Origin of the sequence: Gryllotalpicola ginsengisoli DSM 22003, assembly GCF_000419445.1 — a bacterium.
Taxonomy (GTDB): Bacteria; Actinomycetota; Actinomycetes; order Actinomycetales; family Microbacteriaceae; genus Gryllotalpicola; species Gryllotalpicola ginsengisoli.
The window spans coordinates 68,040-83,514 of record NZ_AULK01000007.1 but is presented as its reverse complement, the minus strand read 5'-3'; the positions used below and the strand labels follow the sequence as shown (position 1 = coordinate 83,514).

The following is a 15,475-nucleotide window of genomic DNA, read 5'->3' as shown; positions in this document are numbered from 1 at the left end:
TGCCCGGCGTCAGTCAGCATGCCATCTTCGAGGACCGCGACCTGCGCGAAGTCGCGGTGGATATCCAAGCCGATGAACCGTCCCATCTCCGTCCTCCCTCACAGCCTGTTCTTCACACGGGGAGAGGCGGGCAAACCGACACCTACGGATTCGTGCTCCCAGCACAGCCGGACAAGTCGCAAGGGCGGTCATCTACTAACACGGGCGCTCAGCCCATCGAACAAGAACGACCTGCCCATACCGATCTCCCCAAGACGCCCCTGTCCCGGACGGTCCCACCGTAAGACCAAGCCCAGCAGCCCGGCCAGCCAGACAGACAACGCGAGGCGCCCTCCACTTTCATAGCCGGTACCAACGCGATCGAGTCGATCAACGCCCGCTACCGGCGCGCCGTCCGGGCGCGCGGGCACTTCCCGAACGAGGCCGCCGCGCTGAAGTGTCTCTACCTCGTGACGCGGTCGCTTGACCCCACCGGCGGGGGCCGGGCACGCTGGGTGACGAGGTGGAAGCCCGCGCTGAACGCGTTCGCGATCACCTTCGCCGGACGGTTCGAGAAAACCACCCACTGAAAACCACCGGACCCTCACACACCGTTTAACGGACAGACCCGGACTCGCCGTGAGCCGGGCCGTGGTGCGCGACCTCTACGAGGGCGACGACGCGGCGCGGGTGTTCTCGCGGCTGATGATCGTGTCGGGTGCGGCGCCCGTGCTCGCCCCGGTGGCCGGCGGTGCACTGCTCGTGGTCACGGACTGGCGGGGTGTGTTCCTCGTGCTCGCCGTCATCGGCTTCGCGATCCTCGTGGCGAGCTGGCTGTGGGTGCCCGACTCGCTGGCGCCGGAGAACCGGCACGAGGGCGGCTTCGGCGAGCAGCTGCGCTGGTTCGGCAGGATCGCCCGCGACTGGCGGTTCATGGGCCACGCCGTGTCGCTCGGCTTCGCCTCGGGCGCCCTCTTCGTGTACATCTCGATGAGCTCCCTGGTGCTGCAGGACGACTACGGGCTGTCGGCTCAGCTGTTCGCGGTCGTGTTCGCCGCCAACGCCGCGGGCATCGTGCTCGTCGGCCAGGTGAACCCGGCGCTGATCTCCCGGCTCGGCACCCGCCGCGTGCTCGTCGGCTGCCTCGTCGCCATCGCCGCGGGCGCCGCCGTGGCCGGCTTCGCCGGAGCGCTGCGCGCGCCGAGGGCGCTGCTGCTGGTCGCGGTGTTCGTCGCGGTCGCCGGCCAGGGCGGGCAGACGCCGAACAACACGGCGCTCGCGCTCGGCCCGCACGCCCGCGGTGCCGGCAGCGCCTCCGCCGTGCTCGGCGTGTTCCAGTTCCTGGTCGGCGCGGTGCTTCCGCCGCTGGTCTCGCTGCACGGGGTCGACGCCCCGCTGATGGGCTTCACGATGGCCGGGTGCGCGCTGGTCGCGCTCGCCGCGCTCGCGCTCATGCGGGATGCCGCACGATCGGCCGCGCCGGCGCCCGGCGCGCCACCTCGGTGAACCCGGCGGCGAGGAACGTGGTCAGGTAGCCGGTGAAGGCGTTGCGCGTCGCGCCCGGCACGGATGCGTCGACCGGATACGCCTCGACCGCCGGCGCCCCACCCGCCGCGGCCTGCTCGACGGCCGCGCGCACGAGCGCCCCGGCCACGCCGGAGCGGCGATGACGGGAGCCGACGTAGAGGCACGACACCGACCAGACCGGCTGCTCGTCGACCGGGGCGAACTCGCGCTTCGCGTTCAGCCAGGCGAGCTCGGCGCGCGGCGTGAGCCGGAGCCATCCGATCGCCGCATCGCGCTCGGGGTCGGCGCCCTCGGCGAAGGCGAGCAGCCCCGGCGGCGGGCCCTGCTCGACCGACGCGCGCAGCGCCTGCCGGTTCAGCGCGCGATCGCGGCGGTGGTACTCGGGCCCTAGCAACCAGTACATGCACCAGCATCCGTTCGAGGCGCCGCCGCGCCCGAACAGCCGCTCGAGGGCGGGCCACAGCGGCGCCGTCGCCGGGAGCACCTGGTAGGCCATGCGGGCACCTTAGCCGGGCCGCGTCGTGCCTGCCCCGCGTCTGTCAAGAATTCACGTTCTTTCCCATCCGGGGCGGGTGCGGCCACCTCCCGACCGGCCTACCGTGAGACACATGACCGATCTTGCCGATGTCTCCGACCTGCACGAACCGCACCTGCTGGCACCCGACCGCAACCTCGGCATGGAGCTCGTCCGCGCCACGGAGGCGGCGGCGATCCAGGCATCCGCCTGGGTCGGACGGGGCCAGAAGGAGAAGGCCGACGGCGCCGCGGTGGACGCCATGCGCGCCTTCCTCGGCACCGTGCACTTCGACGGCACGGTCGTGATCGGCGAGGGCGAGAAGGACAACGCGCCCATGCTGTACAACGGCGAGCGGGTCGGCGACGGGCAGGGGCCGGCCTGCGACATCGCGGTCGACCCCGTTGACGGCACCTCGCTCACGGCGGCGGGGCGCAACAACGCGCTGAGCGTGATCGCGGTCGCCGACCGCGGGTCCATGTTCGACCCGACGGCCGTCTTCTACATGGACAAGCTCGTCTGCGGGCCGGAGGGCGTCGGCGTCGTCGACCTCGAGCGCCCGATCGCCGAGAACATCCGCGCGCTGGCCAAGGCGAAGGGCAAGGAGGTCGCCGACATCGTCGTGGCGGTGCTCGACCGGCCGCGGCACGCGCGGCTGATCGAGGAGATCCGGGACGCCGGGGCGAGCACTCGGCTGCTGCTCGACGGCGACGTGGCCGGCGGCATCAACGCGGCCCGCGACGGCTCGAAGGTCGACCTCTGCGTCGGCGTCGGCGGCACCCCGGAGGGCATCATCACGGCCTGCGCGGTCAAGGCGCTCGGCGGGGTGCTGCAGGGGCGCCTCGCGCCGAAGGATGACGCGGAGCGCGAGAAGGCGCTCGCCGCCGGGCACGACCTCGACCGCGTGCTGCAGCTCGACGACCTGGTGCGCAGCGACAACACCTACTTCGTGGCGACGGGCGTGACGAACGGCGAGCTCGTGCGCGGCGTCGAGCGGACGCCGCGGGTGATCCGCACCGAGTCGATCGTGCTGCGCTCGGCCTCCGGCACGGTGCGCCGGGTCGTCGCGGAGCACCGGCCCGAGAAGTGGTGAGGGCGGGTCTCCATTCACGCTCCGCGTGAGTCGACCAGCGGCGCTCACTGCTCCGGCGCGTGCCGCTCCAGGAATTCGTAGAGCTCCGAGTCGTCGACCCCGGGGAACTCCCCCGACGGCAGCGGCGCGAGGATGTGCGTGTGCGCCCTGGCCGACGGCCACGCCCGCCCGCGCCACTTCTGCTCCAGCTCGGCCGGCGGCGTGTGGCAGCAGGCCGGGTCGGGGCAGCGTGAGACGGCGCGGTTCGTCGTCTCACGGCCGCGGAACCACTTGGCGTCGTCGAACGGCACCCCGAAGGTGATGGAGAACCGCTCGGTCGAGGTGGATCCGGTCTGCGTCTCGCACCAGAAGGTGCCGGCCGGGGTGTCGGTGTACTGGTACACCGCGGTCGTGTGCGACGACCGGTCGAGCGCCGCCCGCGCGTTCCAGGTCTTGCACACCAGCTGCCCCTCCACCGCGCCCGTGACGTCCGCCGGCAGCGGCAGGCCGTCGTTCTCGTAGACCCGGTAGATCGCCCCGTCGCTGCCGACGCGCAGGAAGTGCGTGCGGATGTCGAGGTGCGAGGTGGCGAGGTTGGTCAGCCGCATCGCCGCGGACTCCTGCGTGGTGCCGAATGCGTCGCGGAAGTCCTCGACGTCGAGCTCGCGCTCCTTCTTCGCCTTGGTGAGGTAGGCCACGGCCGCCTCGCGCGGCATCAGGCAGCACGCGGCGAAGTAGTTGATCTCGAGCCGCTGACGCAGGAAGGTCGCATAGTCGCCGGGCGCGGAGTGCCCGAGCACCCGGTGCGCGATGGCCTGCAGCGCCATCGACCGCAGGCCGTGGCCGCCGGGGATCGACGCCGGCGGCAGGTAGATGCGCCCGTTGGCGAGGTCGGTGATCGAGCGCGCCGAGGGCGGCAGGTCCTCCACGTAGAGCAGCTGGAAGCCGAGCTGCTCGGCCATCGTCATCACCTCGCGGTGCGTGAGCGCGCCCTGCACGTGCCCCGAGGCGCGCACCCGCTCCTCCGCGATCGCCTCGATGTCGGGCAGGTAGTTGTCGCGCTCGCGCATCCACATCCGCAGCTCGGTGGTGGCCCGGCGCGCCTGCTCGGGCGTCGCGATCTGCTCGCGCGCGCGACGGGCGAGCTCGCGGTGCAGCCCCACGAGCGCCTCGAGCACGGCGGTCGGTGTGCCCTTCGTCGGCCGCACCACCGGCAGGCCGGTCGAGGCGTACAGCGGACCGGACTGCGCCTTCGCCAGCTCGATCTCGAGCGCCGAGCGCTCGTCGGGCGCCTCTCCCGAGAGCAGGTCGGTCACCTCGATGTCGAGCTCGGCGGCGATCGCGCGCAGCAGTCCGAGCTTCGGCTCGCGCCGGCCGTTCTCGATGAGCGAGAGCTGCGAGGCGGCGGCGCCCACGCGTTCGCCGAGTTGGTCGAGGGTCATCTTGCGCTGCACCCGGTGGTGACGGATGCGCCGCCCCACGGTCACCAGGTCGCCGTTGGCCTGAATCATGAACTTCACCCTATTGCAAGATCGGCGGAAATTAACTCAAGTCTCCGGGGTCGGAGCATCCGATCGCGACGAATGATGGCAACACGACGCGATATTGCGCAAGCGAAAGGACTCGACCATGACGCTCATCGACGATCGCCGCCCGCACACCACGCCCCGGGAAGGCCCGGATCCGAAGGGCGCACTCGAAGCGTGGGTCGAGGAGATCGCAGCGCTCACCCGCCCCGACCAGGTGGTCTGGATCGACGGCAGCCGGCGTCAGCGCCACGAGTTGACGCAGCAGCTGGTGGCGGAGGGCAAGCTGATCCGGCTCAACGGAGAGCTGCGGCCCGGCTCGTACCTGGCGCGCAGCGCGCCGAGCGACGTCGCCCGCGTCGAGGCGCGCACCTTCATCTGCTCGCGCAAACGCGAGGACGCCGGCCCCACCAACAACTGGGTCGACCCGACCGAGATGAAGGCCGAGCTGCTGGGCGTCTTCGACGGATCGATGCGTGGGCGCACCATGTACGTCGTGCCGTTCTCGATGGGGCCCGTCGGCGGGCGGCTCTCGAAGCTCGGCGTCGAGGTGACCGACAGCGCCTACGTCGTGCTGTCGATGCTGATCATGACCCGCGCCGGCCTGCCGGCCCTCGAGCAGATCGCGGCCGGGGCGCCGTGGGTGAAGGCGGTGCACTCGGTGGGCGCGCCGCTCGAGCCGGGCGAGGCCGACGTCGAGTGGCCGTGCAATGAGAAGAAGTACATCTCGCACTTCCCCGAGTCGCGGGAGATCTGGTCGTTCGGCTCGGGCTACGGCGGCAACGCGCTGCTCGGCAAGAAGTCGTTCGCGCTGCGCATCGCGAGCGCCATGGCGCGCGACGAGGGCTGGCTCGCCGAGCACATGCTGATCATCAAGCTCACCTCGCCGCAGGGCCGGGCGTACCACCTGGCCGCGGCGTTCCCCTCGGCGTGCGGCAAGACGAACCTCGCGATGCTGCGCTCGACGCTGCCGGGCTGGAGTGTCGAGACGATCGGCGACGACATCGCCTGGCTGCGCCAGGGCGAGGACGGGCGCCTGTGGGCGATCAACCCCGAAGCGGGCTTCTTCGGCGTCGCGCCGGGCACCGGCGAGACCACGAACCCGAACGCCATGGCCACCATCTGGGGCAACACCATCTTCACCAACGTGGCGCTCACCGACGACGGCGACGTGTGGTGGGAGGGCATGACCGAGCGGGTCCCCGACCACCTCGTCGACTGGCGCGGGGAGCACTGGTCGCCCGCGAGCGGCTCCCCCGCGGCGCATCCGAACGCGCGGTTCACCGTCGCCGCCGACCAGTGCCCGTCCATCGCGGACGACTGGGAGGCGCAGGACGGCATCCCGATCGACGCGATCATCTTCGGCGGCCGGCGGGCGACGAACGTGCCGCTCGTGATGGAGGCCCGCGACTGGGCGCACGGCTTGTTCCTCGGGGCGACGATCTCGAGCGAGCAGACGGCGGCGGCCGAGGGCAAGGTGGGCGAGCTGCGCCGCGACCCGTTCGCGATGCTGCCGTTCTGCGGCTACAACATGGCCGACTACTGGGCGCACTGGCTGAAGGTCGGCGCCGCGCTCGGCGACGCCGCGCCGAAGATCTTCAACGTCAACTGGTTCCGCAAGTCCTCCGACGGCGGCTACCTGTGGCCCGGTTTCGGCGACAACATCCGCGTGCTCGAGTGGATCGCGCGCCGCATCGACGGCGAGGCCGGGGCGACGGATGCGCCGATCGGCCTGCTTCCCGAAGAGGAGGACCTCGACGTCTCCGGCCTCGACGTCGGCGCCGAGGAGCTGCGGCAGCTCTTCGCCGTCGACCCCGAGGCCTGGCTCGAGGAGGCCGCGCTCACGGAGGAGTTCTTCTCCCGCTTCGGCGAGCGCGTGCCGGCGGCGCTGCACGAGCAGCTGCAGGCGCTGCGGGCGCGCTTGGCCTCCATTCAGCCGCTGCGCGGCTGAGTCGGCCGGCGCTGCCCAGCGCTGCGCTGCGTGACTGCGCCGGTCGACTCACGCGAAGCGTGACTGCGCCGGTCGACTCACGCGAAGCGTGGATGGAGACCCTGCGCCGCCTCGTACGCCTTCGCGGGGATCTGGGTGGCGAGCTTGCCGCCGCTCACGTCGATCAGGGCGCCCGTAAGGTACGAGGCGGCGTCGCTGGCGAGGAAGACGAGGAGCCGGGCGATGTCGTCCGGCTCCTCCCAGCGCCGCAGGGTGAGGGTGTCGAGCAGGCGCTCCTGCGCCTCGGGCGCCAGCTCGGCGAAGCCGTTGATGCCCGTGGGCACCATCCCCGGGGCGTAGCAGTTGACGGTCACGCCCCACGGCCCGAGCTCGCCGGCGAGCACGCGCGTGAGCTGCACGACCGCCGCCTTCGACGCCGCGTAGGCCGCGCCCCCGTACGCCGGCACGATCGCGGCGAAGCTCGCCGCGTTGAGGATGCGCCCCGACCGCTGCTCCTTCATGATCGGCGCAACGGCCCGCGCCATCAGGAAGGTGCCGGTCACGTTCACGTCCATCACCGCCCGGAACCGCTCCGGGGCGATCTGCTCGAAGGGTGCGTCGACGGTGATGCCGGCGTTGTTGACGAGCACGTCCACCCGGCCGAAGCGCGAGCGCACCGCCTCGACGGCGGCGGCGACGGAGGCGGCATCCGTCACATCGCAGGCGACCTCGATCAGGCGATCGGATGCCTCCTCCCCGGGCCGGTCGTCGAACGAGAGGTCGAGGGCGGCGACGCGCGCGCCCTCGGCCAGGAAGCGGTCGACGATGCCGCGGCCGATGCCGCGCGCGGCTCCGGTGACGACGACGACGCGGCCTTTGAGATCGAGCTCCATTGCTGCCCCCTCGCGAAAAAACATACTATTCGTGGGTCCGACGATAGCCGCGGCGGAACGGAGGATCCAGGGTGAGCAGGAACAGGGGCGAGCGGAGACATGACTGAGCGGAAGGTCGTCTGGGTCACCGGCGCCGGCAGCGGCATGGGGCGCGCAGCGGCGGTCTCTGCCGCGCGCGCAGGCTGGCGGATCGCGCTGACCGGGCGCCGCGAGCAGGCGCTGATCGAGACGGCGGGATCCGCGGGAGGCGGGCTCGTGCTGCCGGGCGATGTGACGGATGCCGCCTTCGTCGCCTCCGCCGCCGGATCGGTGGTCGCGGAGTTCGGCCGCCTCGACGCGCTCGTGCTCGCCGCCGGATCGAACACGAAGCGGCGGTTCTGGCCCGACCTCGACCTCGAGGCCTTCGACGCGATCGTCGACACGAACCTCACCGCCGTCGCCCATGCGGTGCACGCCGCGCTCCCCGCGCTGCGCGAGACGCACGGCACGGTCGTCGTGATCTCGTCGTATTCGGGCTGGTCGTTCTCACCCGGAGCCGGGGTCGCGTACAGCGCGAGCAAGACGGCGCTCGGCGCCCTGTGCCGGACTCTCAACGCGCAGGAGGCCGGCTCGGGGGTGCGCGCCACGCACCTGTGCCCGGGAGACGTCGCGACCGACTTCCTGGAGCAGCGGCCCGTGGTGCCGGATGCCGACGCACGCTCCCGCATGCTGACCCCTGAGGACATCGGGCGGGCGGTGCAGTTCGTGCTCGACTCCCCGCGCCACGTGCGGGTGGACGAGCTGGTGATCTCACCCGTCTCGCAGGCATGATGCGCGCGGGCGCGTTCGACGCCGTGGTCGACCGGCTCGGCTCGGAGATCGTGTCGGGCGCGGTGCCAGCGGGCCACGTCGAGTCGGTCGAGGCGATCGTCGCGCGAACGGGAGTCTCGCGCAGCATCGTGCGCGAGGCGGTGCGGGTGCTGGTGGACGCGGGGCTGCTCTCCGCCCGGCGCCGGGTGGGCGTGCGGGTGCAGCGCGCTGACGCGTGGGATGCGCTGGACGCCCGCGTGATCCGCTGGCGGCTCGAGTCGCCGGGGCGGCGCGCCCAGCTCGCCGAACTGGTCGAGGTGCGCCTGGCGTTCGAGCCGGCGGCCGCGGCGGCCGCCGCGGTGCGTCGCACGGATGCCGAGGCATCCGATCTCGTCGACGCTGCCGCCGCCCTTGCCGCCGAGGGTGAGGCCGGCACCGCGGGCGGGGCCGGTACCGCGGCCGTCGCCGGCAGGGTGGCCGCGGCCGGCTCCGGTGGCGCCGCCGAGCGGTTCTTCGCCGCCGATGTCCGGTTCCACGCCCTGCTGCTCGCGGCGTCGCGCAACGCGATGTTCGTCAGGCTGCAATCGGTCGTGGCCGAGGCGCTGCGCGAGCGCTCGCTCGGCGGACACCCCCACTTCCCGCCCTCGGCGCGTGACGTGAAGCTGCACCGCGACATCGCGGAGGCGGTCGTGGGCCGGCGCCCCGAAGAGGCGGCTGAGCTCACCCGCGCGCTGATCGCGGGCACGGCCCCGTAAGCGCACCCGGCTCACGACGCACCGTCGAAGGGCGCACGGTCGAACGGCGCACGATCGAACGGCGCATCGAACTGCACGCCTTCCCAGGGTGCGTCTTCGCCGACCGTCTTGTCGCGATCGACACCTGCCTCGTCTGCCTCGTCTGCCTCGTCTGCCTCGTCGTGACCCGGAGGTGCGCCCGACGGCACCACGATCTCGGGCTCGGTGCGATAGTGGCGCCCCGACGGCGAGCGCCACCCGAGCACCCCGTGCGCGTACTGCGTCAACCCCCAGCCGCCCTCATGTTTCAGGTGATGGTGGTTCGCGCACAGGCAGCTCAGGTTCCACGCGCTGGTGGTGCCGCCGTGCTCGTAGGCGACGCTGTGGTCGATCTCGCATCGCTCGGCCGGCACGGCGCACCCCGGGGCACGGCAGTGGCCGTCTCTCAGCCGGATCACGCGTTTCAGCTCGGCGGGCACGCGATATGTGGCGCGGTCGAAGTCGACGATCGCCGAGGTGACCGGGTCGGTGAGGATGCGCTTCAGGCTCGGTGCCCGGGCGATGAGCCGTCTCGCTCTTCGCGGGTCGATCATGCCGATGCCGGACACGTGGCCGGGGGCCTCGTCGCCGCCCGCGAGCGTCTGCGCGGGGATCAGCACGTTCACCGTGACGGGGGCGCGATCTCCCAGTGACGCCGCCGTCGCGGGGGTTTCACCGCTGCGGCCGTCGACGTCGCCCACCGCGACCTGGCCGTCGACGAGCACGTCGACCAGCAGGTCGGCCTCGAGCTGGCGCACGGTGCGCGAGTCGCCGTGCGATCTCGCGTCCTGCGCGGCATTGCGCAGGCCGGTCTGGATCACCGCGGCGTCGCCGGCGTCGAGGTAAGCGGTGAGCCACGCCATTCCGTCGCGCGCCCCCTCGACGCGCACATGGCGGCCCGCGTATTCGCGCTCATACCGCGCGGCGAGGGACCGCGGATCGGCGATGTCGATCAGCTCACGCGCCTTGCGCTGGAACAGCCCGAGCGAGAGCTTCTTCGCCCACGGGACGAGCGCGTCTTCGACCGCGAGCTTGGCCGGCACGTCGACATCCGCCAGCTCGCGCACGATGACCTGCGCGTGCGCGAGCGACACGTCGCCGGCCTCGAGCGCGGCGAAGGTGAGCGGACAGTGCTGAACGAGCTCGTAGGCGAAGGAGAGCTGCGCCTCTGCCGTGCGGGTGCCGACGTTGGTCGCCGCGGCGAGCTCCATCGCGGCCGAGCGCCACTGCAGCTCCTTGGCACGCTGGATGTCGGCCGGCTCGCCCACCGCCCCCTGGTCCTGCGCAGTGAGCTGGGCCAGCTCGAGCGCGTCATCGCCGATCAGCTGCACCTCGCGCGCACGTGCCGCCTGCAGCTTTGCGATCTGCGCGTCGATCGCTCGGATCCTCTCCAAGCGCAGCGCTCGCGACGCAAGAACCGCGTCCGCGCATTCGACGACGGCGGATGCCGCGGCCGAGTCGCTGAACGCGTGTTCGATGGTCATGGCAGCAATGGTAGGAGGCGCCACTGACATTCGCGGCGTTTGCACACAGAATGTGGATAACGTGTTCGAATGTCACGGGTCTGCTTGGTTTCCATTCAGCCGCTTCGCGGCTGAGTCGACCAGCAGAGCGCCGCCTCGCGGCCGAGTCGACCAGCAGAGCGCCGCTTTGCGGCTGAGTCGACCAGCGCAGTGCCGCCTCGCGGCTGAGTCGACCAGCAGAGCGCAGGCGTGTGCTGCCCGCCTCGCGCCCTGACTTCCCCTATCGTGAGGCGAGATGCCGATCGAGGTCACCGAAGTCGAGCTGATGGTCAAGCGGAAGAACCGCCTCGCCGAAGAGCGCAAGGCGGCGGAGTTCCGTGCCGTCGAGGCGCAGAAGCTCGGCGAAGCCGACCGGATGCGTCAGGCCGCGGCATCCGCTCGCACGTCGGTCATCGCCCGCATGCGCGAAGCCGACGCCGCCCGCCTCGAAGCGGAGGCGCGCCGCGCCGCCGGCGAGGCCGAGCGCGCCGAGGCCCGCGCGAAGGTGTTCGCTCGCGACGAGGACATCATCGCAGTGCGCCTCGCGCATTCCGAGCGCTCGGTCGCTCTGGCCGACGAGCACAGCTCCGATTGGACGATCACCTAGGCAGAAGCCGAGGACCGCGCAGCCGCCTCACGCAGCCGCGGCCGCCTCGTTCGTCGTCTCGCGCACGCTGCGCCGAGAGAGCGCCGCGAGGGTGACGAGCAACACGAGCACGGATGCGCCGAGCAGCACCGCCCGCGGACTCGTCGCATCGGCGAGAGGCCCCGCCACGATCTGCCCCAGCGGAATCGCCGCGTAGGAACCCAGCGCGTCGTAGGAATAGACCCGCGAGAGCCGGGCGGCAGGCACGTGGTGCTGCAGCGACTGGTCCCAGGCGACCTCGAACTGCTCGGTGGCCATGCCGGCGACGAAGAAGAGGGCCACGAGCAGCGCCACGGCCGGCCACAGCCCGAGCACCGCGAGCGGCAGCACCCAGACGAGCGTCAGCGCGACGCCCACGCCGATCGCCCGGCGCGGATGCCACCGCATGGCGAGGAACCCTCCCGCCACGAGGCCGAGCGTCTCGGCACCGACGATGAGGCCCCAGTCCGCCCGGCCGAAGGTCTCGTCGGCGATCACCGGGCCGAGCACCGACAGCGCACCGCCGAAGCACGCGTTGATGACCAGGAACTGGGCCACGATCACCCACACCCACTCGCGCGAGGTGAACTCCCGCCATCCCTCGACGAGATCGCGAATCGGATGCTGCCTCTCCGGCTCCTGACTCGTGGCGTCGCGCGGCAGCGCCAGGCCCATCAGCGCGAAGAACACCCCGGCCAGCCCGAAGGTGGCGGCGTCGACGGCGATGCCCCAGCCCGAGCCGATCCACGCGACGAGGGCGGCGCCGGCGGCCGCCCCGACCGTCGCTGCGAGGTTGAAGCCGAGCCTCAGCAGCACGATCGCGGGCCGGCGCACCTCGGGCGGCACCGTCTGCGGGGTGATGCCCGCGGAGGCCGGCTGGCTGAGCGCGGTCAGCGATCCGTTCACGACGCTGAGCACGATGAGCCAGGCGAGCGTGTCGGCGCGGGCGAGCACGAGCGCGGCGACGGCCGCCTGCGTGAGGAAGGAGAAGACCGACGACCCGACGAGGACGAGTTGCCGGGGCATCCGATCGGCGATGACGCCGCCGACCAGCAGCAGCGCGACGTTCGGAACCGAGCGCGCCGCGACCACGATGCCGAGGTCGGTCGCCGAATACCCGAGGTCGAGCACCGCGAAGGCGAGCGCGACCGGCGCGACCGCGTTGCCGAGCATGTTCACCGTGCGCGCGAGCGCGAGCCAGCGGAACGGCGCGAAGCGCAGCGGCGCGAGGGCGGTGGGCACGGATGCTTACGCTAGCGGTCCGCGCGGCCGGCACGCCGCGGGTCCTCGGCCATCTGGGACGTTCCTCCCCCGACTCCTCTCCGAACGCAAGATATTCGGCGCCAGCGATTGGAGGATTCGCCGCGTCATTCGTGCAGACCGAATCCCTTGCACTCGGATACGCGAACGAAACAGACCCTCCGAGATGGCGCCCTTTGCGCGAGGTGATCTCCGAGCTTCCCAGCGCTGTTCGGCAGGTGCGGGAGCGGGCCGCGCGGCCGACAATGAGCGCGTCTGCTCTTCAGCCGGAAGGAGCGCTCATGCACACAACAGGCATCACGGCGAACATGCCGGTCGTCGATCTCGCGGCTTCGCGCGAGTTCTATTCGGGGTTCCTCGGTCTCAGCGTCGCCGAGATGGACCTGGGCTGGGTCGTGCGGCTGACGTCGCCCGACGGGCGGGCGGTCGTGCAGTTGGTGACGAGGGATGCGACGTCGCCGGTCGACTCCGCTCTCTCGGCTCATGTCGGAGGCGGCGTCGAGGAAGCGTACGAGGACGCGCAGCGGCGCGGCTTCGAGATCGTGCATCCGCTCACCACGGAGCCGTGGGGCGTGCGGCGCTTCTTCGTGCGAGACCCGGGCGGGAACGTCGTGAACGTGGTCAGCCACGCGGACTGAGCCGCGCGCGCTTCGAGACGCGGCGCTGCGCGCCGCTCCTCAGCGATCGAGGCGGGGACGCGGCGCTGCGCGCCGCTCCTCAGCGATCGAGGGGGCGGGTCAGACCAGGTCGTCGCCTCCGTCGTCGAGGTCGATGTCGTCCGGGTTCTCCTTCTGCTCGTCGTGCTCGTCGAGCACCGGCTCGAACTCGCGCTCCGCGCCGCCGGTCGGGCCGTTGTTGCCCTCGCCGGGACCGGGGAGGACCGTCTCGCCCGCCGCCGCGTCGTTCGTCACGATCGGCGCACTCTCGATCCAGCGCTCGATGTCGTCGTCGTCGGCGTTGCCGTTGGTCACACGCTCATCACTCATGACAGGGGGCGTACCCGGAGGGGGTCGTGCTGACACGGGGCGGGGGGCTTCGAGACGCCGCTGCGCGGCTCCTCAGCCGACGGATTGCGCTGCGCGGCTCCTCAGCCGACGGGCACGGCACGCGGCTAGCGATCGCGACTGCGATCGCGGAAGGACTGCCAGGCGGTCTTCAGCACGGCCCACGCCGCGCCCGCGCAGACGAGGATCGCGATGAGCGCGGCGAGATAGACCACTGCCATGCCGCGAGCCTACGCGCAAGCATTCCCGGGGGATTCCCGGCCGGGGTGTATCGTCGATTCGGTTGTGCCTCGCCGGAGAGGCCCGTGCGGGGGCGCAATCACGACGAGGTTCTCGCACGCCATTCACAACCCTTCACACAACGGAGATGTGCTGAACATGTTTGCTGCTGCGGCTGAGTCGGGGATCAGACTCAGTCTGTCCTGGGTCGACTACGTGATGATCATCGTGTACTTCGCGGTGGTCATCGGCATCGGGTTCATGGCGAGGCTGCGCGTGCGCACCTCGATGGACTTCTTCCTCTCGGGACGCTCGATGCCCGCGTGGATCACCGGCCTCGCGTTCGTGTCCGCGAACCTCGGCGCCACCGAGATCCTCGGCATGGCCGCGAACGGCGCCCAGATCGGCATGTCGACGCTGCACTACTACCTCATCGGCGCCGTGCCGGCGATGGTGTTCCTCGGCCTCGTGATGATGCCGTTCTACTACGGCTCCAAGGTGCGCAGCGTCCCCGAGTTCATGCTGCGCCGCTTCGGCAAGGCTCCGCACATCGTCAACGCGATCGCGTTCGCGGTGTCGAACGTGCTGATCGCCGGCATCAACCTCTACGCCATGGCGATCGTCATCGAGGCGATGCTCGGCTGGCCCGAGTGGCTCGCGATCATCGTCTCCGCCGGCTTCGTGCTCGTCTACATCACCCTCGGCGGCCTCTCCAGCGCCATCTACAACGAGGTCATGCAGTTCTTCGTCATCATCGCGGGCCTCATCCCGCTGACGATCGTCGGCCTGCACCGCGTCGGCGGCTGGAGCGGTCTCACCACCGCCATCTCGAAGACGCAGGGCGCGCAGCAGCTCTCCACCTGGGCGGGCACCGCGATCGGCCACACCACCAACCCGATCGGCGCCAACTGGCTCGCGATCGTGCTCGGCCTCGGCTTCGTGCTCTCCTTCGGCTACTGGACCACGAACTTCACCGAGGTGCAGCGCGCCTTCAGCGCCAAGAACATGTCGGCCGCCCGCCGCACCCCGCTGATCGCCGCGTTCCCGAAGCTGTTCATCCCGTTCATCGTCGTGATCCCCGGCCTCATCGCCGCGGCGGCCGTGGGCAACCAGTTCGCCGACAAGAACTCGGGCCTCACCTACAACGACGCGATTCCGAAGCTGATCCAGATGTACCTGCCGAACGGTGTGCTGGGCGTCGCCGTCACCGGTCTGCTCGCATCGTTCATGGCCGGTATGGCCGCCAACGTGTCGAGCTTCAACACGGTGTTCACGTACGACATCTGGCAGCGCTACATCAAGCGCGACAAGCCGGACGTCCACTACCTGCGCGTCGGCCGCTGGGTCACCATCATCGGCGTGCTGATCGGCATCGCGACGGCGTTCCTCGCCGCCCAGGCGCAGAACATCATGACCTACATGCAGACGCTGTTCTCGTTCTTCAACGCGCCGCTGTTCGCCGTGTTCATCCTCGGCCTGCTGTGGAAGCGGATGACGACCCAGGCCGCGCTCTGGTCGTACCTCGCCGGCATCGCCGCGCCGACCGCGGTGTGGATCGCCTACCTGGTCAACCCGAAGCTGTTCGCGACGGGCACCGCCGAGACGCTGTACGGCGCGATCATCTCCTTCGTCACCGTCATCGTCCTCGGCGTGCTGATCTCGTTCGTCTCCAAGCCGAAGCCCGTCAGCGAGCTCTCCGGCCTGGTCTACGGCGTCGGCACGATCGACCTGACGAAGGACAACGTCGCCACCGACACCGCGTGGTACCGCTCCCCCGCCCTGCTCGGCACCATCGCGCTGGTGCTGTGCGTGGTGCTCTACCTGCCGTTCGTGTGACGCTCTAGCTGAGAAGAAGGATCTGG

General features: G+C 71.0%; 14 protein-coding genes and 1 pseudogene. 9 read left to right on the top strand and 6 right to left on the bottom strand.

Features of this window, described 5'->3' with window-relative positions:
* Nucleotides 1-341: 341 nt before the first annotated feature.
* Together H563_RS17745 and H563_RS17740 are read left to right on the top strand one after the other, a co-directional pair.
* Nucleotides 342-569 (top strand): annotated as a pseudogene (locus tag H563_RS17745) (transposase); the annotation flags it as partial.
* A 49-nt stretch (nucleotides 570-618) separates the two neighbouring features.
* Nucleotides 619-1,485 carry an MFS transporter gene (locus tag H563_RS17740; protein WP_022882915.1) on the top strand — a complete coding sequence of 289 codons (867 nt, stop codon included), beginning with the start codon at nucleotides 619-621 and terminating at the stop codon, nucleotides 1,483-1,485.
* Here H563_RS17740 and H563_RS17095 read toward each other — a convergent pair.
* Entirely contained in the window at nucleotides 1,430-2,002 is a 573-nt protein-coding gene (locus tag H563_RS17095) for a GNAT family N-acetyltransferase (protein ID WP_022882914.1), read from the bottom strand. The two genes, H563_RS17740 and H563_RS17095, sit on opposite strands and share 56 nt — an antisense overlap.
* Nucleotides 2,003-2,114: 112 nt before the next feature.
* Between H563_RS17095 and glpX the strand changes: the two genes are divergently transcribed.
* Complete coding sequence (gene glpX, locus H563_RS0112330) at nucleotides 2,115-3,113, top strand: class II fructose-bisphosphatase (protein ID WP_022882913.1); 999 nt, start codon at nucleotides 2,115-2,117, stop codon at nucleotides 3,111-3,113.
* Nucleotides 3,114-3,157: 44 nt separating this feature from the next.
* On the opposite strand, the gene H563_RS0112325 is transcribed toward glpX, so the two are convergent.
* Nucleotides 3,158-4,603 carry a helix-turn-helix domain-containing protein gene (locus H563_RS0112325; protein ID WP_027479411.1) on the bottom strand — a complete coding sequence of 482 codons (1,446 nt, stop codon included), beginning with the start codon at nucleotides 4,601-4,603 and terminating at the stop codon, nucleotides 3,158-3,160.
* A gap of 118 nt (nucleotides 4,604-4,721) precedes the next feature.
* Between H563_RS0112325 and H563_RS0112320 the strand changes: the two genes are divergently transcribed.
* The gene (locus tag H563_RS0112320) at nucleotides 4,722-6,569 is read left to right on the top strand and encodes a phosphoenolpyruvate carboxykinase (GTP) (protein WP_022882911.1); all 1,848 of its coding nucleotides are present in this window, start codon (nucleotides 4,722-4,724) and stop codon (nucleotides 6,567-6,569) included.
* A 77-nt stretch (nucleotides 6,570-6,646) separates the two neighbouring features.
* Here the strand turns inward: H563_RS0112320 and H563_RS0112315 are convergent, their stop codons facing one another.
* On the bottom strand, nucleotides 6,647-7,441 hold the full coding sequence (locus H563_RS0112315) for an SDR family NAD(P)-dependent oxidoreductase (RefSeq protein ID WP_022882910.1): 795 nt from the start codon (nucleotides 7,439-7,441) through the stop codon (nucleotides 6,647-6,649).
* Nucleotides 7,442-7,540: 99 nt separating this feature from the next.
* Between H563_RS0112315 and H563_RS0112310 the strand changes: the two genes are divergently transcribed.
* Together H563_RS0112310 and H563_RS16555 are read left to right on the top strand one after the other, a co-directional pair.
* The gene (locus H563_RS0112310; RefSeq protein ID WP_022882909.1) at nucleotides 7,541-8,251 is read left to right on the top strand and encodes an SDR family oxidoreductase; all 711 of its coding nucleotides are present in this window, start codon (nucleotides 7,541-7,543) and stop codon (nucleotides 8,249-8,251) included.
* Entirely contained in the window at nucleotides 8,248-8,985 is a 738-nt protein-coding gene (locus tag H563_RS16555) for a FadR/GntR family transcriptional regulator (RefSeq protein WP_022882908.1), read from the top strand. Before H563_RS0112310 ends, H563_RS16555 begins: the two co-directional genes overlap by 4 nt.
* 11 nt (nucleotides 8,986-8,996) lie before the next feature.
* Here the strand turns inward: H563_RS16555 and H563_RS17460 are convergent, their stop codons facing one another.
* The gene (locus H563_RS17460) at nucleotides 8,997-10,487 is read right to left on the bottom strand and encodes an HNH endonuclease signature motif containing protein (protein ID WP_022882907.1); all 1,491 of its coding nucleotides are present in this window, start codon (nucleotides 10,485-10,487) and stop codon (nucleotides 8,997-8,999) included.
* 274 nt (nucleotides 10,488-10,761) lie between these two features.
* Here H563_RS17460 and H563_RS0112295 point away from each other — a divergent pair, with 274 nt between their 5' ends.
* Nucleotides 10,762-11,112 (top strand): hypothetical protein, encoded by a 351-nt coding sequence (locus H563_RS0112295; RefSeq protein ID WP_022882906.1) that lies wholly within the window; start codon nucleotides 10,762-10,764, stop codon nucleotides 11,110-11,112.
* A gap of 27 nt (nucleotides 11,113-11,139) precedes the next feature.
* Here the strand turns inward: H563_RS0112295 and H563_RS0112290 are convergent, their stop codons facing one another.
* Nucleotides 11,140-12,372 (bottom strand): MFS transporter, encoded by a 1,233-nt coding sequence (locus H563_RS0112290; protein WP_022882905.1) that lies wholly within the window; start codon nucleotides 12,370-12,372, stop codon nucleotides 11,140-11,142.
* 299 nt (nucleotides 12,373-12,671) lie between these two features.
* On the opposite strand from H563_RS0112290, the gene H563_RS0112285 reads away from it, so the two are divergent.
* Complete coding sequence (locus H563_RS0112285; protein ID WP_022882904.1) at nucleotides 12,672-13,028, top strand: VOC family protein; 357 nt, start codon at nucleotides 12,672-12,674, stop codon at nucleotides 13,026-13,028.
* Between the two features lie 99 nt (nucleotides 13,029-13,127).
* On the opposite strand, the gene H563_RS16545 is transcribed toward H563_RS0112285, so the two are convergent.
* Nucleotides 13,128-13,376 carry a hypothetical protein gene (locus H563_RS16545; protein ID WP_155865229.1) on the bottom strand — a complete coding sequence of 83 codons (249 nt, stop codon included), beginning with the start codon at nucleotides 13,374-13,376 and terminating at the stop codon, nucleotides 13,128-13,130.
* Between the two features lie 396 nt (nucleotides 13,377-13,772).
* On the opposite strand from H563_RS16545, the gene H563_RS0112270 reads away from it, so the two are divergent.
* Nucleotides 13,773-15,449, top strand: a complete 1,677-nt coding sequence (locus tag H563_RS0112270) for a sodium:solute symporter family protein (RefSeq protein WP_027479410.1) — start codon at nucleotides 13,773-13,775, stop codon at nucleotides 15,447-15,449.
* The last annotated feature ends 26 nt before the right edge of the window (nucleotides 15,450-15,475 follow it).

What these genes read in the sequence shown, in the direction of transcription:
- H563_RS17095 (WP_022882914.1), bottom strand. Translation starts at nt 2,002, where the DNA reads ATGGCCTACCAGGTGCTCCCGGCGACGGCGCCGCTGTGGCCCGCCCTC.
- glpX (WP_022882913.1), top strand. Translation starts at nt 2,115, where the DNA reads ATGACCGATCTTGCCGATGTCTCCGACCTGCACGAACCGCACCTGCTG.
- H563_RS0112325 (WP_027479411.1), bottom strand. Translation starts at nt 4,603, where the DNA reads ATGATTCAGGCCAACGGCGACCTGGTGACCGTGGGGCGGCGCATCCGT.
- H563_RS0112320 (WP_022882911.1), top strand. Translation starts at nt 4,722, where the DNA reads ATGACGCTCATCGACGATCGCCGCCCGCACACCACGCCCCGGGAAGGC.
- H563_RS0112315 (WP_022882910.1), bottom strand. Translation starts at nt 7,441, where the DNA reads ATGGAGCTCGATCTCAAAGGCCGCGTCGTCGTCGTCACCGGAGCCGCG.
- H563_RS0112310 (WP_022882909.1), top strand. Translation starts at nt 7,541, where the DNA reads ATGACTGAGCGGAAGGTCGTCTGGGTCACCGGCGCCGGCAGCGGCATG.
- H563_RS16555 (WP_022882908.1), top strand. Translation starts at nt 8,248, where the DNA reads ATGATGCGCGCGGGCGCGTTCGACGCCGTGGTCGACCGGCTCGGCTCG.
- H563_RS17460 (WP_022882907.1), bottom strand. Translation starts at nt 10,487, where the DNA reads ATGACCATCGAACACGCGTTCAGCGACTCGGCCGCGGCATCCGCCGTC.
- H563_RS0112295 (WP_022882906.1), top strand. Translation starts at nt 10,762, where the DNA reads ATGCCGATCGAGGTCACCGAAGTCGAGCTGATGGTCAAGCGGAAGAAC.
- H563_RS0112285 (WP_022882904.1), top strand. Translation starts at nt 12,672, where the DNA reads ATGCACACAACAGGCATCACGGCGAACATGCCGGTCGTCGATCTCGCG.
- H563_RS16545 (WP_155865229.1), bottom strand. Translation starts at nt 13,376, where the DNA reads ATGAGTGATGAGCGTGTGACCAACGGCAACGCCGACGACGACGACATC.
- H563_RS0112270 (WP_027479410.1), top strand. Translation starts at nt 13,773, where the DNA reads ATGTTTGCTGCTGCGGCTGAGTCGGGGATCAGACTCAGTCTGTCCTGG.